The sequence below is a fragment of the Flavobacterium sp. J49 genome (genome assembly GCF_011742145.1).
Taxonomy (GTDB): Bacteria; Bacteroidota; Bacteroidia; order Flavobacteriales; family Flavobacteriaceae; genus Flavobacterium.
This window is the reverse complement of record NZ_JAAQQU010000103.1, coordinates 43,201-69,063: the sequence shown is the minus strand read 5'-3', so window position 1 is coordinate 69,063 and position 25,863 is coordinate 43,201. Positions and strand designations below refer to the sequence as shown.

General features: G+C 38.4%; 15 protein-coding genes and 1 tRNA gene. 10 read left to right on the top strand and 6 right to left on the bottom strand.

Going from position 1 to position 25,863, the window contains the following annotated elements:
• Nucleotides 1-5: 5 nt before the first annotated feature.
• Together aroQ and HA632_RS06280 are read left to right on the top strand one after the other, a co-directional pair.
• Nucleotides 6-419, top strand: coding sequence for a type II 3-dehydroquinate dehydratase (aroQ, locus tag HA632_RS06285; RefSeq protein ID WP_176306353.1), 414 nt, complete (start codon nt 6-8; stop codon nt 417-419).
• 18 nt (nt 420-437) lie between these two features.
• Nucleotides 438-2,915, top strand: a complete 2,478-nt coding sequence (locus HA632_RS06280; RefSeq protein WP_176306352.1) for a DUF5686 and carboxypeptidase regulatory-like domain-containing protein — start codon at nt 438-440, stop codon at nt 2,913-2,915.
• A 1-nt stretch (nt 2,916) separates the two neighbouring features.
• On the opposite strand, the gene HA632_RS06275 is transcribed toward HA632_RS06280, so the two are convergent.
• The 4 genes from HA632_RS06275 to HA632_RS06260 all read right to left on the bottom strand — a co-directional run bounded on the left by HA632_RS06275 (nt 2,917) and on the right by HA632_RS06260 (nt 6,155).
• Nucleotides 2,917-3,684, bottom strand: a complete 768-nt coding sequence (locus tag HA632_RS06275; protein WP_176306351.1) for a TSUP family transporter — start codon at nt 3,682-3,684, stop codon at nt 2,917-2,919.
• 69 nt (nt 3,685-3,753) lie between these two features.
• Nucleotides 3,754-5,064: a UDP-N-acetylglucosamine 1-carboxyvinyltransferase gene (gene murA / locus HA632_RS06270; RefSeq protein ID WP_176306350.1), complete on the bottom strand. Its 1,311-nt coding sequence runs from the start codon at nt 5,062-5,064 to the stop codon at nt 3,754-3,756.
• A gap of 93 nt (nt 5,065-5,157) precedes the next feature.
• Nucleotides 5,158-5,871 (bottom strand): DUF4290 domain-containing protein, encoded by a 714-nt coding sequence (locus HA632_RS06265; RefSeq protein WP_176306349.1) that lies wholly within the window; start codon nt 5,869-5,871, stop codon nt 5,158-5,160.
• A complete protein-coding gene (locus HA632_RS06260) occupies nt 5,871-6,155 on the bottom strand; it encodes a DUF493 family protein (RefSeq protein ID WP_171222248.1) in 285 nt (94 codons plus the stop codon). Before HA632_RS06260 ends, HA632_RS06265 begins: the two co-directional genes overlap by 1 nt.
• Before the next feature lie 317 nt (nt 6,156-6,472).
• On the opposite strand from HA632_RS06260, the gene HA632_RS06255 reads away from it, so the two are divergent.
• The 5 genes from HA632_RS06255 (at nt 6,473) to HA632_RS06235 (ending at nt 11,074) form a co-directional block, all read left to right on the top strand.
• The gene (locus HA632_RS06255; RefSeq protein ID WP_176306348.1) at nt 6,473-7,009 is read left to right on the top strand and encodes an AAA family ATPase; all 537 of its coding nucleotides are present in this window, start codon (nt 6,473-6,475) and stop codon (nt 7,007-7,009) included.
• 92 nt (nt 7,010-7,101) lie between these two features.
• Complete coding sequence (locus tag HA632_RS06250) at nt 7,102-8,994, top strand: ATP-dependent DNA helicase RecQ (RefSeq protein ID WP_176306347.1); 1,893 nt, start codon at nt 7,102-7,104, stop codon at nt 8,992-8,994.
• A 2-nt stretch (nt 8,995-8,996) separates the two neighbouring features.
• Entirely contained in the window at nt 8,997-9,944 is a 948-nt protein-coding gene (gene fmt, locus HA632_RS06245) for a methionyl-tRNA formyltransferase (RefSeq protein ID WP_176306346.1), read from the top strand.
• 145 nt (nt 9,945-10,089) lie between these two features.
• The gene (locus HA632_RS06240; protein ID WP_158592531.1) at nt 10,090-10,392 is read left to right on the top strand and encodes an HU family DNA-binding protein; all 303 of its coding nucleotides are present in this window, start codon (nt 10,090-10,092) and stop codon (nt 10,390-10,392) included.
• A 121-nt stretch (nt 10,393-10,513) separates the two neighbouring features.
• Nucleotides 10,514-11,074: a YqgE/AlgH family protein gene (locus tag HA632_RS06235; RefSeq protein WP_176306345.1), complete on the top strand. Its 561-nt coding sequence runs from the start codon at nt 10,514-10,516 to the stop codon at nt 11,072-11,074.
• Here HA632_RS06235 and HA632_RS06230 read toward each other — a convergent pair.
• Together HA632_RS06230 and HA632_RS06225 are read right to left on the bottom strand one after the other, a co-directional pair.
• Entirely contained in the window at nt 11,071-11,907 is an 837-nt protein-coding gene (locus tag HA632_RS06230; protein WP_176306344.1) for an aminotransferase class IV, read from the bottom strand. The two genes, HA632_RS06235 and HA632_RS06230, sit on opposite strands and share 4 nt — an antisense overlap.
• Nucleotides 11,908-11,957: 50 nt before the next feature.
• A complete protein-coding gene (locus HA632_RS06225; protein ID WP_176306343.1) occupies nt 11,958-12,350 on the bottom strand; it encodes an START-like domain-containing protein in 393 nt (130 codons plus the stop codon).
• Between the two features lie 145 nt (nt 12,351-12,495).
• Here HA632_RS06225 and HA632_RS06220 point away from each other — a divergent pair.
• From HA632_RS06220 to HA632_RS06210, 3 genes are all read left to right on the top strand, one after another.
• Nucleotides 12,496-12,569 (top strand) — tRNA-Met (locus tag HA632_RS06220).
• A 291-nt stretch (nt 12,570-12,860) separates the two neighbouring features.
• Nucleotides 12,861-16,049, top strand: coding sequence for a LamG-like jellyroll fold domain-containing protein (locus HA632_RS06215; RefSeq protein ID WP_176306342.1), 3,189 nt, complete (start codon nt 12,861-12,863; stop codon nt 16,047-16,049).
• Nucleotides 16,050-16,355: 306 nt separating this feature from the next.
• Nucleotides 16,356-25,799, top strand: coding sequence for a LamG-like jellyroll fold domain-containing protein (locus HA632_RS06210; RefSeq protein WP_176306341.1), 9,444 nt, complete (start codon nt 16,356-16,358; stop codon nt 25,797-25,799).
• Nucleotides 25,800-25,863: the final 64 nt, after the last annotated feature.

The following is a 25,863-nucleotide window of genomic DNA, read 5'->3' as shown; positions in this document are numbered from 1 at the left end:
TTACCATGAAAATCATTATTATTAATGGACCAAACTTAAATCTGCTGGGGAAACGCGAACCGGAAGTGTATGGCCATATGACTTTTGAAGACTATTTTGACGAACTCAAAAACAAATACCCAACCTTAGAGTTAAGCTATTTCCAGAGCAACATAGAAGGCGAATTGATTGATAAGATTCAGGAAGTTGGTTTTACTTATGAGGGGATTATTCTCAATGCCGCCGCCTATACACACACTTCTGTCGGAATCGGCGATGCTGTTAAAGCTATCACAACACCGGTTATTGAAGTACACATTTCTAATACATTTGCTCGTGAAGCTTTCCGTCATCAATCATTTATTTCTCCCAATGCGAAAGGAATTATTATTGGTTTCGGGTTGAAAAGTTACGAATTGGCTCTGCAATCATTTTTATAACCCTAAAAAATTCAACTTATGTTTAGAAAATTACTCTACGCCTTTACCTTATTGCTTACCACTATTTCCATTGCCCAAATCAAAGGCAAAGTCACCGACGAAAAAGGAAATCCGTTGCCTTTTGTAAACATCTTTGAAGAAAACACTTATAACGGCACCACCACCAACGAACAAGGAAAATTTGAATTAAACATCAGGATTTCAGGGAATCACACTATTATTTTTCAGTATTTAGGCTACAAAACCGCCAAACAAGTGGTTACTATAGATAAAACACCGGTGGACATTGAGGTTGTTTTGGCCGAAGAAAACATCATTCTGAATGAAGTGGTCATCAATCCTAAAGACAATCCGGCCAACGAAATCATTCGCAAAGCCATCCAAAACAAAAAAGAAAACTCAGCCAAAACCGCCAAGTACAAAGCCGATTTTTATTCCAGAGGCATCTTCAGAATTAAAGACGCGCCCAAAACCATTTTGGGACAAAAATTTGATTTCTTTGATGAAGTCTTAGATTCTACCCGAAGCGGTATTTTATATTTATCGGAGACCGTTTCGAGAATTACTTTTCAAAAACCGGATAAGATGAAAGAAGTTATTGTGGCCTCAAAAGTCAGCGGCAATGACAATGGCTTTAGTTTTAACAATGCGGCTTCGGTTAATTTTGATTTTTATGAAAATTACCTTCCGTTTGAAATTAATGTGGTTTCGCCCATTGCTGACAATGCTTTCAACTATTACAAATACCAATTTGAAGGTTCGTTTTTCACCGAAAACCGCCAACAAATCAACAAAATAAAGGTCATTCCGCGTCGCAATACCGAACCGGTTATGGATGGGTATATTTATATTGTAGACGATTCCTATGCTGTTTATGCTGTCGATTTATCTATCAAAGGAAACCAAATGCAAACACCGGCTTTGGACCAACTGAATTTAAAACAAAGCTTCAGCTATAATACCAACAGTAAAATTTGGGTCAAAAATACACAGACCATCGATTTTGTGGCGGGCATGCTCAGCATCAAACTCAACGGCAGATTTACTTATGTGTATTCGAATTTTGAATTTGAACCCGAAATTACCAAACGCACTTTTACCAGTCAGGTTTTGGCTTTTGAGGAAAATGCCAATAAAAAAGAAGATGCCTTTTGGAACACCATTCGGCCCGTACCGCTAACCGAAGAGGAAACCACCGATTATTTGAAGAAAGACGTTTTGCAAACCAAAAAGAAATCGCAAACCTACTTGGATTCCATTGACAACAAACGAAATAAGTTTCGACCAATGGACATTTTAAATGGCTACAGTTACCGCAATTCGTTTAAAAAATGGTCTATTGATTACGATGGTCCGTTACTGTCGACTTCTTTTAATACGGTGCAAGGCTGGAGAATCAACGCCGGACTATCGTATACCAAACGCAATGAAGAAAAACGGACATTCACCCGAATCGGCTCGCGATTTGACTATGGCTTTTCCGAAGAAAAAATCAGAGCAACGGCTAGTTTTGCTCATAAATTCAACAATCTTAACAACAGTTTCTTGTCCGTCAATGCCGGAAGCGCAGTGAGTCAATTCAATCCCGGCAATCCAATTTCAAACATAGTCAACACGGTTAGTACTTTGTTTTTTAAAAACAATTTCATGAAGTTGTATGAGAAGAACTTTGCTTCGGCGTTCTTTGGCAGAGAAGTCGTAAACGGTTTTTACATGAATGCCAATATTGAATATTCCGAAAGAAAACCTCTTTACAACACTACTGATTACACTATTATCAAAAATACTGATGCATATACGTCCAATAATCCGCTTTCACCCTTTGATGAGACTTCGGCTGCTATTGAGAAGCACAATTTGGTCAAAGCCAATGTTCTGATGCGTTTTAATTTTGGCCAAAAATATTGGTCAAGACCCGATGGTAAATTCAACATTCCTAACGACGATTATCCGACACTTTCTTTAGGTTATGAAAAAGGATTAGCGGCTTCGGACAAAAATTACGAATACGACTTACTTATGGGAAGAGTAACTTATGAAGTTACATTGGGCAATAAAGGGTTTATGCAAATGAATCTCAAAGCCGGCAAATTCTTCAATGCCGATAACATTTCGTTTGTAGATTACAAACATTTTAACGGTAACCAAACACACATTGGCCAAACCGACAGTTACACCAATGTATTTAATTTATTGCCTTATTATGCTGCCAGTACGAATGACAGTTATTTTGAAACCCACATCGAACACAACGACAAAGGGTATTTTATGAATAAATTACCCTTGCTGAAACACTTGCAGTCGCAATTGGTCTTAGGTTTTCACAACTTATCAGTCCCGGACAGAAAGCCATATCAGGAGTTTTCAATAGGGTTAGACAATTTAGGGTTTGGGAAATTCAAGTTCTTAAGAGTTGATTATGTTCGCTCGTATCAAAACGGCTACCAAGGAGACGGTGTAGTTTTCGGTCTTAAATTCTTGAATGTATTGGAATAAACTATTTCAAAAAGACATCATAACCAAAACGGATTAATGTCAATATCACCACAAAAAGGAAAAACTTTCTAATGAAGGTATTTCCTTTTTTTATGGCCAATTTGGCGCCAACCCAACCGCCCAGCGCATTGCAAAAAGCCATTGGAATCGCGAAAGCCCAAACGATTTTGCCTTTCAATACAAACAAACAAATCGAACCAAAGTTGGTCGCAAGATTGACCATTTTAGCATTGGCGGAAGCGTGAAGAAAATCATACCCTAGAATAGAAACAAAACCCAAAACTAAAAAACTACCCGTTCCCGGACCAATAAAGCCGTCGTAAAAACCAACCAGTAAACTGATGATAACGGCATAGGCAAGTTCTTTTTTAAGCGAATGATCTTTATCTTGTTGTTGGCCGAAATTCTTTTTTTTAAAAGTATAAATCGCTAAACCGATTAAGATAAAAAACAATAACGGCTTCATAAAATCATTGCTGACTACGTTCAAGAGCGCTGAACCCAAAAAAGCAGCGCAAAAAGCCAAAACCGCCATGATGGAAAGTAACTTCCAGTTCATCTCCACTTTCTTCAAATACTGAAAAGCCGCAAAACTGGTCCCGCTAAACGCCGGGATTTTGAGTGACCCGATAATACTCGCTACGGACAAATTGGGCATCAAAATCATCGCCACCGGAGTTTGTATCAAACCGCCGCCGCCGACAATAGCATCGACAAATCCGGCAAAGAAAGAAGCAATACAAAGTAAAACGATGATGTAGGTTTCCATAGGCTTAAAATGAAAAGAGGCACAATAATGCACCTCTATTTTCTATATTCTTTTCTCTATTTTCTTAAATTAGACACGAACAATATTGGCTCCTAAAGCTCTCAATCTTTCGTCAATTCTTTCGTAACCTCTATCAATTTGCTCAATATTTTGAATCGTAGACGTTCCTTTGGCTGAAAGCGCTGCAATCAATAATGAGATTCCTGCACGAATATCCGGCGAAGACATTACCGTGGCTTTGAGTTGCGATTGGAAATTGTGTCCCATTACTACCGCTCTGTGCGGATCACACAGCATAATTTTAGCACCCATATCGATCAACTTGTCCACAAAGAACAAACGGCTTTCAAACATTTTTTGGTGAATTAAAACATCGCCATTCGCTTGCGTTGCTACTACCAAAACGATGCTCAATAAATCCGGTGTAAATCCAGGCCATGGTGCATCGGCTATGGTTAAAATCGAACCGTCAATATCTGTTTTTACAGTATACCCTTTGGTATGCGCCGGTATATAAATATCATCGTCTTTTTTCTCTAATGTAATTCCTAATTTTCTGAACACGCTTGGAATGACACCTAAGTTTTCCCAACTCACATTTTTAATAGTTATCTCACTACGGGTCATTGCGGCCAATCCAATCCACGAACCGATTTCAATCATGTCCGGAAGGATTCGGTGTTCGCAACCGCCTAATTTTTCAACGCCTTCAATGGTCAATAAATTCGAACCCACTCCGGTGATTTTTGCACCCATCGAGTTCAACATTTTACACAATTGTTGCAAATAAGGTTCGCAAGCGGCATTGTAAATTGTAGTAGTTCCTTCGGCCAAAACAGCCGCCATCACGATATTCGCTGTTCCGGTTACCGAAGCTTCGTCCAATAACATGTGCGCACCTTTCAAACGGGTTTTGGTTTCTACGCCATAAAAATGGTCTTCTCTTTCGTAACGGAATTTCGCCCCAAGATTGATAAAACCTTCGAAGTGCGTATCCAAACGACGTCTTCCGATTTTATCGCCACCCGGTTTTGGAATGTATCCACAACCAAATCGGGCTAAAAGCGGCCCGACAATCATAATCGAACCTCTTAAACTGCCGCCTTCTTTTTTAAAGGCTTCCGTTTTTAAATAATCAATATTGACTTCATCGGCTTGAAAAGTGTAATCACCAACGCCATTTTTTTGAATTTTTACGCCCAAATTCCCCAATAAAACGATTAATTTATTAACATCGATAATATCCGGAATATTGGTAATTCTAACTTTCTCCGAAGTTAACAATGCCGGACACAAAACTTGCAATGCTTCATTTTTTGCGCCTTGCGGCTGTACTTCTCCTTTTAGTGAAATTCCACCTTCAATTTTAAAAGTTCCCATATTTTTTTAGTAGCTGAGTAGCTGAGTGGTGAGTAGCTGAGTTCTGATGAGATTAACATTCTCACACACTCCGCAACTTAGTCCCTCAGCCACTTATTTCTGATTGTTGTTATTATTTTTCTGAAACGGTTTCTTTCCGTTTTTATTGCTCTTGATTTTGTTGTTTTGCGGCGGCATGTTTTTATTCGACATCTTTTTATTGGTCCGCATCAAATCGTTGGTATTCAACAACTCTTCGCTGCTTTGCAATAGGTTTAATTTGCCGGCCGACAATTCGTATAAATGTTCAAAAATAACGGTATCGGTTACCGTGTCTTTGTTCCAACTCAAATACGATTTCTTCATGTGGTTGGCAATTACTTTCACCAAAGCGTTTTTCATTTCACCTTCTTCCCAACTGTTGGCCACATCTATCATGTATTTGATATTGTTGCCGTAAAAACGATACTTCGGATTTTTTTGCGGGTAAGGCAATCGCTCGGGTTTCAAATTAATCACATCACGAGTCGGAATCGGATACGGAGAATCGACATCCAATTTAAAATCGGACATGATAAAAATCTGATCCCACAATTTGTGCTGAAAATCGGGTACATCACGCAAGTGCGGATTCAAACTGCCCATCACCTGAATGATGTATTTGGCGGCTTTGTTGCGCTCTTCCCTATCGGCGATTAAAGTAGCTTGGTCAATCAATTTTTGCAAATGACGACCGTATTCCGGAATGAGCAAATGCGGTCTTTCGGCATTGTATTCCAAATGGTGCACCACATCATTGGCATTCTCTTTTATATATTTATCGCCCATTATAATGAAATTATTCCTTCTATATTAGAAACTTCGATGTATTTCTCCACCACGCTTTCCGGACTTTCCATCATTACGTTGACCGAAAGACTGGTGTATTTTCCCGTTTTAGACTGGGTAGTTTGGATTACGGCGCCCAAATTGTCAAAAGCATTTTCTACTTCTTCAATCTTTTTAGGGTCAGTGGGTACAATAAATTTATACAAATATTCAGTAGGCCATGTTGAAGTATTGTTCAACTCTTCTCGCAATCGGGTATAAAATTCTTGGGTTTTCTTATCCATTAATCAAAAAATAAAAGCAAATATACAGTATTGATTTCAGATTTTGCAGAAGAATTCCAACGGTTTTATTTATTTTTTTTGACTGGTGCTGATGGATTTGAGGAGCGAAAGGTTTGGTCTGGTTTGCCAACCGTTTTCCTGCTGTCCGCTTTTACACGGTAACCGCTCCCATCAGGGCTAAAAAGGAAACTTTTCGCACTTTTGGCCACGACCGAAATAAAAACCAAAATCCTTTTCTATATTCTAATTTGTTTCGATAAATTTGCCCCTCTCTAGGCCGAAAGGCTGAACTGTACGAAGTAATATTTCTAAAAATCTTGAAAAAAGAACTTATTGTCATAACCGGCGGTCCGGGCACAGGAAAAACCACCATCATCGATGCACTTATCGAGCAAGGCTATGCGTGCTTTCCTGAAATTTCAAGACAAGTAACTTTGGAAGCCAAAAAACAAGGCATTGAACAATTGTTCTTAGAAAAACCTTTACTCTTTAGTGAATTATTACTCGAAGGCAGAAGAAAACAACACCAGCAAGCCATTGAAGATGTAGCCGAATTGGTTTTTTTAGACCGAGGCATTCCCGACATTTTAGCTTATATGCATTACATAGGCGACAGTTATCCGGCGTTTTTTGACCATGCTTGCCGAGAACATTTGTATTCCAAAATATTTGTACTGCCGCCTTGGGAAGAAATCTACGAAAGCGACGAAGCGCGTTACGAAAACTTCGAACAAGCCAAACTCATCTTCGACCATTTATTGGAAACCTACCAAAAATACGGTTACGAGCTCATTGAAGTACCTCGCGGAACTGTAGATGAGCGCATCCAATATATCTTGAGTCAGCTTTCTTAATACACATTTGTTGTAATTACAACTCAATCTTATTTTATACCTTTATACCATAAACTGAGTTGACTCATAACTCATAACTCATAATTCACAACTTGGATAAAGCCTTAGAAATCCTAACCAAATACTGGAAACACGATGCTTTTCGCGAACCACAGGAAGCCATTATCACTTCGGTTTTGGAAGGAAAAGACACCTTTGCCTTGATGCCCACCGGTGGCGGAAAATCGATTTGTTTTCAAGTTCCGAGTATGATGATGGAAGGCATTTGCTTGGTGATTTCTCCGCTGATTGCTTTGATGAAAGACCAAGTCCAAAATTTGCAAAACAAAGGCATTAAAGCCATCGCTTTAACCGGTGGCATTCGCCAAGAGGAAATTATCGATTTGCTCGATAATTGTCAGTTTGGAAATTACAAGTTCCTTTATTTGTCTCCCGAACGCTTGCAAAACGACTGGATTTTGGAACGCATAAAAAATCTCCCGATAAATCTTATCGCTATTGATGAAGCGCATTGTGTTTCTCAATGGGGACATGATTTCCGTCCGGCCTATTTGAAGATTGTACAACTAAAAGAGTTCTTCCCAAAAGTGCCGTTTTTGGCGCTAACGGCTTCGGCTACGCCACGAGTTAAGGAAGATATTATCGCGCAATTAAAACTCGATACTCCACAGATTTTCTCCAAATCCTTTTACCGAGACAACATCGCTTACATGGTTTTTGAAACCGAAGACAAGTTGCATTTGTTGCAACAAATACTGCAGAAAAATCCGCAACCGTCTATCGTTTATGTGACCAATAGAAAATCGTGCAACGAAACCGTTCATCAGTTGGAAAGCATGGGTTTTACAGCTACATTTTACCATGGCGGACTTTCCTCCAAAGACAAAGAAAAGCACATGCAACTTTGGATGGACGAAAAAGTTCAGGTAATCGTTGCCACGAATGCTTTCGGAATGGGCATAGACAAGTCGAATGTCAAAACGATTATTCATTTGCATTTGCCTCAAAATCTCGAAAATTATTACCAGGAATCCGGTCGTGCCGGTCGAAATGGTGACAAAGCTTTTGCTGTTTTGCTCAACAATCCTTCCGATATTTTACATGCCGAAGCACAATTCATCAGCGTTTTACCTGACAAAGCCTTTTTGAATTTGGTGTTTTCTAAACTCTGCAACTATTTCCAAATCGCTTACGGCGAAGGCATAGACGAACAGTTTAGTTTTAACCTGAATCACTTTTGTACCAAATACGGTTTTCCGACTTTAAAGACTTATAATGCTTTACAGTTTCTCGACCGACAAGGCATCATAACTTTATCTCAGGAATTCTCGGAGAAAATCACTTTACAATTTATCATTCCGTCTAAAGAAGTGATTCGGTATATGAGTTTGAATCCGAATGACGAGGAAATTCTGTTGACTATGTTGCGCACTTATCCCGGAATTTATGATATGCAAACCGCTTTCAACTTGGCATTGATTGCCAAAAAATCTAACCATACCGAAAGCGCAGTGCTTTCACTGTTACAAAAACTAAAGGAGAAAAACATCATTGAAATGATCGCCAAAAACAATGACGCGACCATTACCTTGAATGAAGTCAGAGAAGACGAACGCACCATCAATCGCGTTTCGAAATATCTCGAAGCGCAAAATAAGTTAAAAACCGCACAGCTTCAGGCCGTTTTACAATACAGTAAAAACAATAAAACCTGCAAGAGTAAATTATTGATGCAATATTTTGGCGAAAGTCAAAAAGACGATTGCGGTATTTGCTCCTATTGTATTGCCAAAAACAAAAAGAAACAAAATCCTGAAACGGTTTCCGAAAAGATTGTGGAATTATTGAAAATGCAGGATTTCAATTCGAGAGATATTCAAAAGTTGACTAAATTTCCGAAAGACGATGTTATCTTTGCGTTGCAAAAGCTGTTGGAAGAAGACATCATCAGCATCAATTCAAATAATTTATATTCCTTAAAATAAACATGGAAAAGTTACGCATCGTTTTTATGGGAACACCCGAGTTTGCCGTTGGCATTTTGGATACCATTATCAAAAACAATTACGAAGTGGTTGGCGTCATTACAGCAGTCGATAAACCTGCGGGTCGTGGTCAAAAGCTTAAATATTCTGCAGTAAAAGAATATGCTTTGGAACACAACCTAAAACTATTGCAACCGTCCAATTTAAAAGATGAAACTTTTTTGAAGGAATTACAAAACTTAAACGCCAATTTGCAAGTCGTTGTGGCTTTCAGAATGTTGCCGGAGGTCGTTTGGCGTATGCCAAAATTGGGAACCTTTAATCTTCACGCTTCGTTGTTGCCGGACTATCGTGGCGCGGCTCCAATTAACTGGGCGATTATTAATGGAGAAACCAAAACCGGTGTGACAACGTTCTTCATTGATGATAAGATTGATACCGGCGCGATGATTTTAAGCAAAGAAATCGGAATCGGCGCTGAGGAAAATGCAGGTGAACTCCATGATCGATTAATGGAAGTAGGAAGCAGCGCAGTTGTAGAAACTTTAGCATTGATAGAAAAAGGAAATGTTACTACCACTATTCAAGTAGACCATTCAGAAATCAAAACTGCTTACAAACTCAATCGGGATAACTGCAAAGTGGATTGGAATAAATCGGCCGTTGAAATTCACAATTTAATTCGCGGCTTGTCTCCTTACCCATCGGCTTGGTGTTTTTTCAAAAACAATGGTGAAGAATGGAATGTGAAACTTTATGAAGCCAAAGTGATTTTGGAACAACATCATTTTAATATTGGTCAAATTATCACAACCAAAAAAGAAATTAAAGTTGCAGTGAAAGATGGGTATATTCAAATTTTGAGCTTGCAATTGCCCGGGAAGAAAAAAATGCAGGCTCATGAGCTACTCAATGGGGTTGCCTTTTCCGAAAGAGCGCAAGCAGAATAAGGTCTCAAGCGTTTTTTTAGTTAAAAAACCGATGAAAGACGAGGGTTTATCAACAAAAGCTTGAAGTTATCAACAAATGCTTGAAAAAAACGCCAAATCTCTTGTGTGGTAAGGAATTCCTATTAAATTTGTTATCATTAACAAAATGTTTAACCAACAATTAATAACTAACATTATGAACAAATCAGAATTAATCGATGCAATTGCAGCTGACGCTGGAATCACAAAAGCTGCTGCAAAATTAGCTTTAGAATCATTTTTAGGAAATGTAGGTGGTACTTTGAAAAAAGGCGGAAGAGTATCTTTAGTAGGTTTCGGTTCTTGGTCAGTATCTAAAAGAGCTGCTAGAGACGGAAGAAATCCTCAAACAGGAAAAACTATCAAAATCGCTGCTAAAAATGTAGTTAAATTCAAAGCTGGTGCTGAATTAGACGGAGCAGTAAACTAATTAATTAGTTCTTCTGATATACAAAAACCATCCTGATTAATCGGGATGGTTTTTTTGTTTTTACGAAAATCATTTGGATATCTGAAAAAAAATTCCCAACTTTAATGAAAATTAGTTGCAGATGATTTCGGAAAAATTACAAAAAGGGCAATTATTAATAGCGGAACCATCCATTATTGGTGATTTGTCTTTTAACAGATCTGTAATTTTACTGGCCGACCACAATGAAGAAGGTTCGGTTGGATTTATTCTGAATAAACCTTTAAAATACACCATCAAAGATTTACTGCCGGAAATTGATGCCAAATTTAAAATCTACAATGGCGGTCCGGTCGAACAAGACAATCTGTATTTTATTCACAATGTCCCTCACTTAATCCCCAATAGTATTGAGATTTCTAATGGTATTTTTTGGGGCGGTGATTTTGAATTGACCAAAGACTTGATCAACAAAGGGTTACTCAAAAAGAAAAACATTCGTTTCTTTTTGGGATATACCGGCTGGGATTCCGAACAATTGGAGAATGAAATGCAATCCAACTCATGGATATTGACGAAAAATATTTATGAAAACAAAATTCTAGGCAAAGCTTCGGCTCACTTTTGGAAAGAAAAAATCATTGAATTGGGTGGTGAATACTTAATTTGGTCCAACGCTCCCGAAAATCCTATTCTAAATTAAACTTCAATCGACTGATTTAGCTTTGCTAACAATTCCTCAGACAATGTTGTCTTAAATTCTTTTTTGCGGTATTTGGTTATCGGTTGGATACCTACAATCACATTGGTTACAAACAATTCATCTGCTTTTTGCAAATCAAAAGGGGAAATTTCTTTTTCTATAACTTCTACATTACCAAGCGCTTCGGCCAGTTTCAGGATTTGTTTCCTCATGATTCCGTTTAAGCAACCTTCAGAAATAGGCGGCGTAAACAATTGATTGTTCATTAACATAAACAGATTGCCATTGGTAGCTTCAATGACATTTTTCTCTTCATTGATAAGCAAACAAGAATCCAATTGGTTTTCTTGGGCAAAAATACTGGCGGTAATTTGGATAATTTTATTGTTGGTTTTGAGTGTAGAAAGCAATTGCTTGGTGACTACAAAATCTTTGTACAGGTCAACTTCAAAAGATTTATCAGCAATAGAATATACTTTTTGGGTCAATTCATTAGCCTGAATTACAAAGGAAACCGAATTATCGGTTGGTGAATAAAAACCACCATCGTTTCTGAAAACGGTCAACCGTACCCGAGCGGAATTTTGGATATTTTGTTGGTTTACCAAGGCTAAAACTTGACTTTCTAGATATTCAAAAGTAAATGACATTGGAATTTGCATTCTTATAATCCGCATGGAAGCCAACAATCTGAAATAGTGGTCTTCAAAAAACAAAATGCGGTTATCCACTATTTTCAAAGTTTCAAACACACCATCGCCATAGAGAAAAGAACGATTGGATACCGTTAATTGCAAATCAGAATCCAGAATCTCACCGTTAAAATTTATCATAAAAAATCCCGTTTAAAAAACGGGACAAATATAACTTTAAAAAATAGGATTTATATAGAACCAATTACATGTTTTAAATCGGAAATTTGATTTTCCCATAAAAGTTTTGACTCTTCTAATTCATCTTCAATAGCGTAATCAACTACCATTAAAGAGACATCTTTAGTGATTTCGTCTTCTAAAATTCTCAACTCAAAGTAATATTCGGTATCTTTTTTATTATCATCTACCCATTTAAACTTTACCTTTTCTCCGGTTTTTTTAGAAGCCAATCGGGCATTTTCTTCAATATCATCCCAAATAAAAGTAAAAAATTCTCCTCTGGAATTCACATTGTCTGCGAACCACTCTTGTAATCCTGAAGGAGTTGAAATGTATTGATATAACAATTGAGGTGATGAATTCAAAGGAAACTCAAGCTCATAACGAATTTTATTATCCATGATTAGAACAAATTTTTTGGAAATATATAGAATATAAAATCAAAAAAAAAACGTTTTTTAAAAATAAAAAAAATAACCGTTATATGTTTGCAGCCAATAATTTTAATTTTATATTTGCACCCGCATTCAGGGAATGCTTCTTCATGGCGAGGTAGCTCAGTCGGTTAGAGCGCAGGATTCATAACCCTGAGGTCGAGAGTTCAAATCTCTCTCTCGCTACAAAAAAAGGCTTAGAAATTTCTAAGCCTTTTTTTATACCTATAATACTCATCCTCTTTATTTATTTTTTTCAAACTTTCTAAAAATCAAGCTAAAACCAAATAGCGATTGAAAGAAGTTCAAAATATATTTGTAAGTATTTTACATGTAATAATTTGTAAATTATGCATTTCATCGATTTTTTTAAGCTTTTTATCGATTGTTATAAATTCTTTTATAGTTTTGAAGTGTCAAATAAAACGATGGAGCATTGGCTTCACCAAATTAATCATTAACTAAACCCCAAGAGTTATGAAAAATACTTTACTTAACCTACAGAGAAATTATTTCTTTCTTATTGCGTTATTAATAACGTCAATCTCGTTTGGTCAAGACTACTATGATTCAAATGGAAATGTCATTTGGAATGCAACTGCAAACAGTGGTTACAACAACAATATCGATTTAATCGGTAGAGATGATAATTTGAGTTTAAACAAAAAACAAAACACCGGTGTGAGTCCTACTCCATTTGTAACAATTGGTTTAGGCAGTATAGCTGTTTCGAATGCTTCGAATCCTAATACTTTCAGTGCTGATAGAAATTATCTCGTTTGGGGTGATAACAACAGCGACATGAATGATTCGAACAGCAATTTAACACTGAACTTTGGAGGAACTTCAGGGGTTTCAACCTCTGTTGATTTACCAAACAGAAGATGGAAAATTGTGGAATCTGGCGGCGATGTTGGTAAAATAAGAGTTTCAATTCCTTCCTCAGGAATGTTGGGAATGCCAACTTTGGCCGGTAATGATAATTATGTAATGGTAGTTGCAAGCGATGCCGGTTTTACAACGGATGTAGAAACAGTATTTTTAACCATTAGCGGCTTAAATCAAGTGGCTGATTTTGACTTTGACGGAACGAAGTATTTTACGTTTGGTGTTGCTCAACAAACTAGTTTTTCAAGACATGCCTCGTTTGATGGGGTTGATGAGTTAATAAAATTTGAAGCCGTTAATAACTTAACAAGCAGTTTCACTATGATGTTTTGGGTAAGACCAGCAGGTCAAAATGCCTTGTCTACAGACAGAACAATCGCTTCAAAGTATAATGGCGCAACAGGATATAGAGTGTATTTATCAACAGATAACAGAATTAACGTTTCATGGACAGGAGGTACAACATTAACTTCATCAACTGCTTTACCCAATTCAATTTGGCATAACATTGCCATAGTGTTCTCAAGTAATTTAACAAAATTATACATTGATGGTGTTTTAGATTCAACCGTTGCCTCCGTTGCTCCAACTACCAATACCAATAATTTTTCAATTGGAGCTGAGTACAGAAATAAATCAGATATCAGAAACTACTTTGCAGGAGATATAGATGAGTTCAGATTATGGAATAGAGGTATTAGCCTTGCTCAAATTAGATTTATGATGAATCAGGAGCTACTTCAAAGTGGCGCTGGTATTAAAGGAAGTATCATTCCTGAAACCGTAACAAAAAATGATATCAGAACATTGAAGTGGGCAAATCTTGTAGCCTATTATTCCATGAATTCTTTCATTGGAACACATGTTAATGACGACTCAGGCAAAAGAAACAGAGGTAATTTATTCAATCAAAACAAAGTTACTATTGCTAATCAAACTGCTCCAATGCCTTATGATTCTACTATCGAAGGACAATGGTCAAATATAAATACTTGGGCTAATGGTACTATACAAAGTCCCCCAAATAGTGTTTCAATAATAAACAATACCACCCCAATTAACTGGAATATTGTTAGAACCAACCACAATGTGTTTTCGGTTACTAACAAAGTAGTGTTAGGTTTATTGGTAACCAACAATACTTTAACGGCCAATAACAATACCAAAATTGAGGTTTCGCACTATTTGAAATTAGATGGCAAAATAGACTTAGCCGGAAAATCTCAATTAGTTCAGCCAATCAACAGTGATTTAGATGTAACCAGTTCGGGTTTTATTGAAAGAGACCAACAGGGTCAGTCAAATATTTACAATTACAACTATTGGTCATCACCGGTAAGTTCCATAAACAACACTACAATCAATCACGGATTCACAGTAGCTGATGTAATGAAAGACGGAACGACGTCAACTCCACAGAATATAGTTTGGTCAGCCGGAATTGATGGCGCACCTACTAGCCCAATCACATTGGCAAGCTATTGGATTTTCAATTTCCAAGAATTGAATGATGGTTTTGCTAACTGGGGAGCTGTAGGCCAAAACGGAACATTATTAGCCGGTCAAGGGTATACTTTGAAAGGTTCAGGAACTTTAGCCGCTAAACAAAACTATACTTTTGTTGGAAAACCGAACAACGGAACGATTACTTCAACAGTTTCTTCCGGTAATTTAAATCTATGTGGAAATCCTTATCCTTCAGCTATCGATGCCAACAAATTTATTGATGACAATGCTTCAAGCATAACGGGTACTTTATATTTCTGGGAGCATTTTGACACAAACTCCTCTCACAATACAATACAATACCAAGGTGGGTATGCAACTTATACCAAAACAGGCGGAACAGCACCGGTAGCTCCATCAGGAGTAAGCGGTTTAGGAACTAGTGCAAAAAAACCTAAAAGATATATCCCTGTAGGACAAGGATTCTTTGTAACAGGTTCAACAACAGGCGGAATTATTACATACAAAAATACTCAAAGAGTATTTATAAAAGAAGATCAATCATCATCATATACATTATTCAGAACAAACAATACAATCACAGAAAATTCTGAAGATGACAGCGATTTGGAAGAAGAAGAACAGTTTACTAAACTAAGCTTAGGGTTTGATTCCGCTAATAATTACCACAGACAAATACTACTAGGATTCATGAATCAGCATGCAACCTCCGGCATTGATAATGGTTATGATGGATTAAGCATTGAATCATTAACAAATGATATGTATTTTATCAATGAAGGCGCCAGATTAAACATCCAAGGTGACGGGTACTTCAATATAAACAACATCTATCCTCTTGGTGTGAAAAATGCCGTCGCAGGGATTGTAAAATTCAGTGTGGATAACAAAGAATTCATGGACGAAAATCAAGATATCTTTATCTATGACAGCGTAACAGATGAATACCACAACATCAAGTCAGAAAGTTTTGAAATTGATTTACCGGCAGGTACAAACGATACCAGATTCTCGCTTAGATTTAATAACGCTAATGCGCTTGGAACCAATCAAAATGAATTGCAAAACGGAATTTCTGTAGTTCACTCACAATCTGATGAAATGATAAACATCAAAAATGAGTTACAAGAAGCTAATATTGATTCTGTAGTACTATTCAATTTAATGGGGCAAAAAGTTAACTCATGGACATTGGAGAGCCAAAATCAAAACAACATCCAACTTCCTGTAAATAACTTAAACAGTGGCGCGTATATTGTTAAAGTTAACACGGATAAAGGCAGCACTAGTAAAAAATTCATCATTAAATAAGCAAATCCAACATACCAAAAAACTCCCTGATGTTAGGGAGTTTTTTTTTACACATTACTCTCCGTCTAATTTTTTTCCACTTAGGAAAAATATTGTGTATCAAAAACACTTTTTTGTAAATATTAAACTATAAAAAAAACACAAAAGCATATAACTCATATTTAAGTTTTGTAAGTTTTTTATACGTTATTCATATAAAATAGTGTATTTCATCGATTTTTTATGCCTTTTGTCGATATATTTTAACCTTTCATCTAAATTTGAATTGTCAAAACAAAACATATCACATACTTAAATAAATAAGTCATGGAAAAAGCACAAATTAAATTAGGAAGAATAGTTATAACTCTGATTGCATTATTTGTAATCAGTCTGGGTTATTCGCAATCTCAAATTTTTTATACAAATTCGGGAACGTTTACTGCTCCGGCCGGAGTAACCTCTATACAAGTTGAAGCTTATGGCGCCGGTGGCGGTGGTGGTTACGGTGGCACATCTAATAAAGATGGCGGTGGCGGTGGCGGTGGCGGTGGCTACTCAAAGAACATAGCTGTAGCCGTAACAGCCGGAACAACCTACACAATAACTGTAGGTGCCAAAGGAATAGGTGCAACATCAAGCGCGTCCCCTAACGGAACTAATGGTGGAAATACAATAGCAACTTTTGGCGCAACAACTATTACAGCCTATGGAGGAATTGGCGGATTTGGATATGCCAATGGTGGTGCAGGCGGAACTGGCGGAACAGGTTCAACTTTTAATGGCGGTGCTGGTGGTGCCGGACTCAACGGAATCGGAAGTGGCGGTGGCGGTGGTGCAGCAGGTCCTTTAAGTAATGGAGGTGTTGGTTCAGTACCAGACGGTGGAACTGCTGGTGGCGGTGATGCCGGAGCAGGAGGAAATGGTAATACTGCTCCAAGCGGAAGCGGATCATCTTCGCTCATTAATTATGGCGGTGGCGGCGGTGGCGGTACCAAAAACTCCGCAGGAGGAAATGGCGCTTTCGGATATGTCCTTATTAAATACACTTCCCCTATTTATGCCCTTACTGCTACACCGACTTCAAACAGTCCTTTGTGTGGTGCCTCCCCTGCTACAGTTACACTTAATTCCTCATCTTTAGCATCAGGAACTTATACCGTAACTTATAACCTTAGTGGCGCAACTACTGCAACAGGTAACACAGCTACTATGAATTTTACAGCCGGAAATCCGGGAACAGGAACCTTTACAACCTCAATTTTAAATCTGGGTTCAACAACGGTAACCGTTACAAATCTAAGCTCCTCATATTGCAGCAATGGTATTAGTGCTTTTAACACTACTAATGTTATTGTAAATAGCGCACCTATCGCCGACGCAGGTACAACAATAACTGCCTGTTCATCAGATACAGAAATTGCAATAACTGCGGGCTCAAGTGCTACTAACTATACTTCTGTAACGTGGACAACTAGCGGAACCGGTACTTTTACCGATGCAAGTTCATTAACAAACTGTACTTATAATCCCAGCGCTGATGATATTGCTAACGGAAGTGTAATCCTTACATTAACCGCTATAAATCCGGGCTGTCCTGATGCAACTTCAACCAAAACACTTACTTTAGTTAGTGCACCACAAGCTATTGCCGGAACTGCAGTAAATACATGTTCTACAGGAGATTCTGTAAATATAACTGCGGGTTCAAGCGCAACAAACTATAGTGCAGTTGTTTGGACCTCAAGCGGAACAGGTACATTTGAAAATGCTGATTCATTAACAACTTGTACATATACTCCAAGTTTTACAGATATCATGGCCGGAAATGTAATATTAACATTGACCGTTATTGGTAATACTCCATGTGGAAATGCAACTTCATCTAAAACACTTTCTATTAATAATCCAATGACAGCTATTGCAGGTGATGATTTTAGTATTTGCTCTACTGCAGGAGCCGTTAATATTACAGCAGGTGCAAGTGTAACCAATCAAACTTCGGTGCTTTGGACATCAAATGGAACCGGTACTTTTACGGATGCTGATTCCCTAACTCTGGCTACTTACTCTCCTAGTGCTGATGATATAACTGCTGGAAATATTACTTTGACACTTACTGCTTCAAATTTGGGATGCAGTGATGTGACTTCGACTAAAATACTAACGTTCGTAGCAAATGCCACTGCAACAGCAGGATCAGATATAAATGTTTGTTATACTACAGGTTCTATTAATATTACAACTGATTCATTTGCAACAAACTATTCAACCATCGTTTGGAGCTCTAATGGAACTGGTACTTTTACGGATGTTGATTCTCTGACTTTAGCTTCTTATACTCCAAGTACTGATGATATAACTGCAGGAAGTGTAACTTTAACCTTAACGGCTAACGGTAATACACCTTGCGGAAATGCAACTTCTACTAAAACACTAAACTTTAGTACCACTATGTCAGCTGTTGCCGGATCTGATTTCAGTGTTTGTTCATCGGCAACTGACATAAACATTACAGCAGAATCAAATGCTACAAACCATAATAGTGTGACCTGGACTTCAAATGGAACTGGTTCTTTTACCAATCCCAATTCATTAACAAACTGTACCTATACTCCAAGTGCTGATGACCTAGCAGCAGGAAGTGTTACACTTACTTTAACGGCATCAAATTTGGGCTGTACTGATGAAACTTCAACTAAAATATTGACTTTTGTTCCCGATGTCACAGCGGTAGCCGGAACAGCAATAACTATGTGTTCAACTGTAGGTTCAATCAACATCACTTCAAATGCAACAGCTTCCAATTATACTTCGATTGCTTGGACAACAGATGGAACCGGAACTTTAACTGACGCTGATTCACTTACACTCGCAACCTATACGCCAAGTTCGGATGATATTACAGCTGGAAGTGTGATATTAACTTTAACTGCCTATGGCAATACACCTTGCTCGAATGCGATTTCGACAAAAACATTAACAATAAGCAGTCTTATTACCGTGGAAGCCGGTGCAGACGCATCTGTTTGCTATGCTTCAGGACCAATTAGCATCGCTACAGATGCTATTGCCGTTAATCATACAAATATTAATTGGACATCAAACGGAAGTGGTAGCTTTACTAATGCCGATTCGTTAACCTCTTGCTCTTATACTCCAAGCGCTGATGATATAATGGCCGGAACTGTACAATTCACCCTTACTGCTTCAAATGCCGGTTGTGCGGATGCCATTGATACCAAAACAATAACAATAAGCTCCCAGCCAACGGCTGTTGCAGGAACTACTATAAATACCTGTTCCAGTAACGGGGCTGTAAACATAACAGCCGGTTCTAGCGCAACTAACTATACATTCGCAACATGGTCTTCAAGCGGAACCGGTACTTTTACTGATGCCGATTCACTTACCTTAGCTACTTATACTCCAAGTACGGAAGATATTACTGCCGGTAGTGTAACCTTGACCCTTACAGTTTCCGGGAATGCACCATGTAGTGATGTTACCTCAACTAAAAATATGATTATTGACCTTACGCCAACTGCTGTAGCAGGTTCGGATTTTACAACTTGTTATTCCTCAGGAGCAATCAATATCACAGCAGATTCAAGTGCCACTAACCAAACAAATGTTCTCTGGTCCTCAAATGGTAGTGGTGTTTTTACCGATGAAAACTCTTTAACAAGTTGCACTTATACTCCAAGTGAGGCCGATTTAGCAGCAGGAAATGTAATTTTCACACTCACTGCTTCAAATGCAGGTTGCACAGATGCTACAGCAACCAAAACGATAACATTTAGCTTACTTCCAACTGTAGCTGCCGGAACTGAAATAAATACTTGTTCCAGCAATGGCGCTACAAACATAACAGCGGGTTCTAGCGCAACTAACTATACTTCTATTGCCTGGACGTCGAGTGGAACAGGAACTTTTACCGATGCAGATTCGCTAACTTTGGCTACTTATACTCCAAGTACAGACGACATAAATGCAGGAAGTGTAATCCTAACGCTTACAGCTAACGGGAATACTCCATGTGCTGCTGTTACTTCAACCAAAAATATGATTATTAGTCTTGGACCAATTGCAGAAGCGGGTTCAAATTTTTCAACTTGCTATACCGGAGGTTCAATCAACATTACCGCCGATTCAAGCGCTACTAATCAGACAAGTGTAACTTGGACCTCGAATGGCACAGGGACATTTACCAATGCAGATTCATTGACTACTTGTACTTATACCCCAAGTGCTGATGATATAACCGCAGGAAGTGTAATCTTTACACTAACGGCTTCAAATATTGGCTGTGCTGATACCACTGCTACAAAAACCCTAACTATTAATTCACTTCCAACGGCAATTGCAGGAACTGAAATAAATACTTGTGCTACTGAAGGTGCCGTTAACATAACCACGGGTTCTAACGCAACTAACTATACCTCTGTTACTTGGACATCAAGTGGAACCGGGACTTTTACCAATGAAAATTCTTTGACAAATTGCACATACACACCTAGTGCCGCAGATATTACAGCTGGTAGCGCCATATTGACACTTACCGTAAACGGAAATGCACCGTGTGCCTCAATTTCAGATACAAAAATAATAAACATAAGTAACACAATGACTGCCGTTGCCGGTCCGTCTTTTACTACTTGTTCATCAAATACTGCAATTCCTGTTACGACGGGTTCAAGCGCAACAAATTATACTCAAGTAACATGGACCTCTAATGGAACCGGTACTTTTACTGACCCGAATTCTTTAACAACCTGTACTTATACTCCAAGTGCCGATGATTTAACCGTTGGAAATGTAGTTCTGACCCTAACAGCGTCAAATACCGGTTGTCCAGCTGTATCATCAAATAAAACCTTAACTTTCACAATAGCGCCTTTTGTCGATGCAGGATCTGACATTGCTACTTGTTCAACTTGTGGAACGGTAAATATTACTGCTAATTCAAGCGCTTCAAACTATACCTCAATAGTTTGGACATCAAGCGGAACAGGAACATTTACAAATCCGACTTCTTTAACAAATTGTACCTACACTCCTAGTGCTGCAGATATTACAACTAGTTTGACGCAAGGTGGAATAACATTAACATTAACCGCTACAGGAACCTCTCCTTGTACGACAACTATTTCCACTAAAGTTTTAGCTATAACGTCACAAACGTTTACTTCATCAGGTACTTTTACTGTTCCTGCAGGTGTTTACCAAGTAACCGTTGAAGCTTGGGGCGGCGGCGGAAAAGGTGGTGACGGATTAAATGTTGGTAAAGTTGGCGGCGGCGGCGGCGGCGGTGCCTATTCTGCAAAATCTGTTGCTGTAATTCCCGGAAACACTTATACTGTTAACGTTGGATTAGGTGCAACTAATTCTTCAAATGGTGGTGATTCATGGTTCATAGATACAACTACATTTCTAGCCAAAGGCGGAACAACAGCACTTGACAATGCTGTAGCCGGTGCCGCCGGTGGTAGTGCTTCTGCTTGTATAGGAGACGTTACTTCAAGAGGAGGAAATGGTGCAAACGGAGTAACCGGATCATATGGCGGAGGCGGTGGTGCCGGTGCTGAAGCAGGAGAAAACATGGGTGTTGATGCAACTACCAACTTAGGTGCTATTGCAACCTGTAACGGAGGACACGGAGGAAATGGATATACTTCACAAAATGGAAACGGATCTCCGGGTATTGCCCCAGGTGGTGGCGGTGGCGGTGGACGCAGAAACGGAAACAATGGTGTAAATCAAGGTACCGGTGGTCCCGGTGCAGATGGGAAAGTAATTATAAAATGGCCTGTAAATGCTCTGCCTTCCACAATTACAACGGCTCCGGGAGGAGTAACATCAAATCTACAATTATGGTTGCGTTCTGATTTATTAAACGGAACTACTACTGTGGCAGATAATACTCCTGTAACAACTTGGTTCACACAAGCAAGAGGTGCAAATGCCATTAAACCAGCTGCTGTTGGAGCTCCGATATATCGTAATAATGCAGCTTACAACATTAACTTTAATGCAGTTGTAGATTTTACCAATCCTTACAACACGCCTTCTCAGGTTTATACCGATTTGAACAGTTCAAGACAATATTTAAAAGGAACAAACGGATACTATTCTCAAGACACTTTCGTAGTGGTTATTCCTGATGTTACCGTTACATCTGCTTTAAACAGTATGGATGTATTTTCCGGAAAAAGCGCTCCATGTGCTCAGAATACCAAAACCGGTATTTCTTACGGGAACGTTGACACAAGATTTACCAACGAGGTACTTTCCTATACTTCAGGAACTACTACATCATACGGAACTGCTGAAGTTAGCACAAGCTCGCAATACAACAAACCCGGAATTATAAACATCAGAAATAATTCGGGGAACACCGGAATGCAGTTGTTTTACAATGCCAATAATATAGCAACTACTGAAGTTAATGCTGCCAAACACAGAAATATTAATGACAGCCAATATTGGATTGGAAGAAGTGAAGCTTGGGATGGCAGTTTAGACGGAAGAATTGCCGAAGTGATTACCTATAACTCAAGAAAAAATGACGGCACTGAAAGAACTAAAATCGAAACTTATTTAGGGATTAAATACGGTATAACTTTAGGCGTAAATGGAACTTCTCAAAACTATATAGGTTCTGACGGCACCATCCTCTGGGATGCGGCAGCTAATTCCGGTTTTAACTATGACATTGCCGGAATTGGAAGAGACGATATATCGAAATTAAACCAAAAACAATCTAAAAGCGTTAATGACAATGCAAACTTAACTATCGGATTAGGATCAATTGCAACTACAAATACAGCAAACACTAATACTTTTGACACCGATAAAAAGTACCTAATCTGGGGTGATAACGGTGGAAATATGAATGATTCCGGAACCGATTTGACCATAACTTTTGGCGGAACCTCAAATGTAACAACGCTAACAGATCTTCCTAATAAAAAATGGAAAATTGTTGAAGTTGGCGGTGATGTGTCTACCACAAAAGTTGCTATCCCAACATCGGCTTTCGCGAGTTTGCCTGCTTTGTCCGGAAATGATGCTTATGTAATGATTGTGGCTACCGATGCTGCTTTTACAACAGGCTTGGAAACAGTTTTCTTAACCGCCAACGGAACTAACCAAGAAACTGATTATGACTTTGACGGAACGAAATTCTTCACCTTTGGTGTAGCTCATGAAAGCGTATATTCAAGACATGCAACCTTTGACGGAATTGATGATACTATGAAAGTGGGTAACGCCAATAATTTAAACAGTGCTTTTTCAATAATGACTTGGATTAGACCAACGGGTAACAATACTTTGGCCAGCGACAGAACGATTGTATCAAAATACAACGGCAGTACAGGATTCAGAGTTTATTTGTCTGCGGATAACAAAATTAATGTTACTTGGGCCGGCGGAACAACATTGACTTCTGCTACTGCTTTACCAAACTCAGAATGGCACAATATCGCAATCATTTATTCTAGCGGTTCTGTTAGACTTTACATCGATGGTGTATTAGATTCTACAGTTGCTTCTGCAGCACCGGTTTCAAATACAAATACTTTCTCAATAGGTGCTGAGTACAGATCAAAATCAGATACTAGAAATTTCTTTAAAGGAGATATTGACGAATTCAGACTGTGGAACAGAGCCTTATCGTTAACACAGTTAAAATTCATAATGAACCAAGAAATATTTCAAAATGGCACGACTACAAAAGGTGCTGTCTTACCGACAAACATTACTAAAAACGATATCAGCACCTTAAATTGGAATAGCCTTCAGGCCTATTATTCAATGAACTCTTTCATTGGTACACACATCAATGATGACTCTCAAAATAACAACAGAGGAAATGTATTTTCACCAAATAAAACAACAATTACCGAACAGTCATCACCACAACCATATCAAAGTGTAGCCAATGGCGCTTGGACAAGCACTGCCACTTGGTCTAATGGAACTATTCAACAATTACCAAACAGTATTTCAATTGTTGACGGCACAACTCCAATCAACTGGAATATTGTTAAAACCGGTCATGATGTAGGATCAGCAGGAAACAAAACAGTACTTGGTTTATTAGTTACCGCTAATACATTAAGCGCTACTAATGATACAAAAGTTGAAATATCACATTTTTTAAAACTGGATGGCAAAATTGACTTAGTGGGTAAATCACAATTAATCCAAACAATCAACAGTGATTTAGATGTGACTAGTACTGGCTCTATCGAAAGAGACCAACAAGGACAATCCAACACTTACAACTATAACTATTGGTCTTCTCCGGTTAGTTCCATCAACAACACAACCATTAATCAAGGTTATACCGTTGCCAATGTAATGAAAGACGGAACCGATGTAAACAATTTACAAAGTATCCAATGGTCAGGTGGTTTAGATGGCGCGGCTACAAGCCCAATTACTTTAGCCAGTTATTGGATTTTTAAATTCCAAAATTACACTAACGACTATGCTAACTGGTCTGCTGTTGGTCCAAACGGAACACTTTTAGCAGGTCAAGGGTATACTATGAAAGGCTCAAACGCTGCTACCACTAACCAGAACTATACTTTTGTGGGTAAACCAAATAATGGTATGATTACTTCACCGGTTTCTGCCAACAGCTTAAACCTTTGCGGAAATCCTTTCGCTTCTGCAATTGATGCCAATCTATTTATCGATGACAACGCGACCAGTATAATAGGTACTCTTTATTTCTGGGAACATTACAGCACTAACAATTCTCACGTTACGATGCAGTACCAAGGCGGATATGCTACCTATACCAAAGTTGGCGGAACTGCTCCTGTAGCACCGGCTGGTGTAAGTGGAATGGGCTCAAGCAGCAAAGTAGCCAAAAGATTTATTCCGGTTGGGCAAGGTTTCTTTGTAACCGGAACAGCAACAGGCGGAAACATAACTTTCAACAATAACCAAAGAATCTTTATCAAAGAAGACAACGCCAATTCTTATACCTTGTTCAGAAGCAATGCTAACCCAACGGTAAACAGCAATCCGGATTTTGACAATACTGAAGATACTTTTAGCGAAGAACAATTCATGAAATTAAGATTAGGATACCACTCTGCCGACAACTATCACAGAGAAATATTACTAGGCTTTATGAATGAATACGCTACCGCCGATTATGATAACGGATACGATGCTTTGAGTATTGAAAATTTAACCAACGACATGTACTTTATCCAAGGCGAAAACAAATTAAACATTCAAGGTGATGGTGCGTTTAATGCCAATAACATCTATCCGCTTGGGGTTAAAAATGCCACCGAAGGAATGGTGAAATTTGTCCTTAACGACAAAGAAAACTTTGACGAAAGCCAAGACATCTTTATCTATGATAACGAAACGCAAACTTACCATGATATCAAGTCTCAAAACTTCGAAATCAACCTGCATGCCGGAACCTATGAAAACCGATTCTCATTGAGATTCCTTAATCCGTCAGCTTTGGGAACTAACCAAAATGAGTTGCAACAAGGTGTTGCGGTAACTCATTCGCAATCGGACAACATGGTAAACATCAACAACGAGTTGCAAGAAGTTACCGTTAAATCAGTTGCGCTTTACAATTTACTTGGACAACAAGTAATTTCATGGAAGTTAGACGGCCAAAACCAATCAGAAATGCATTTACCGGTAAGTGGTGTTACCACCGGCGGATACATTGTAAAAGTCATCACCGACAAAGGTGACATCACTAAGAAAATCCTAATTAAGTAGTTTTATATTTATTTACCCGAAAACGCTCTGCAAAAGCGGAGCGTTTTTTAACTAAAAAAGCCCC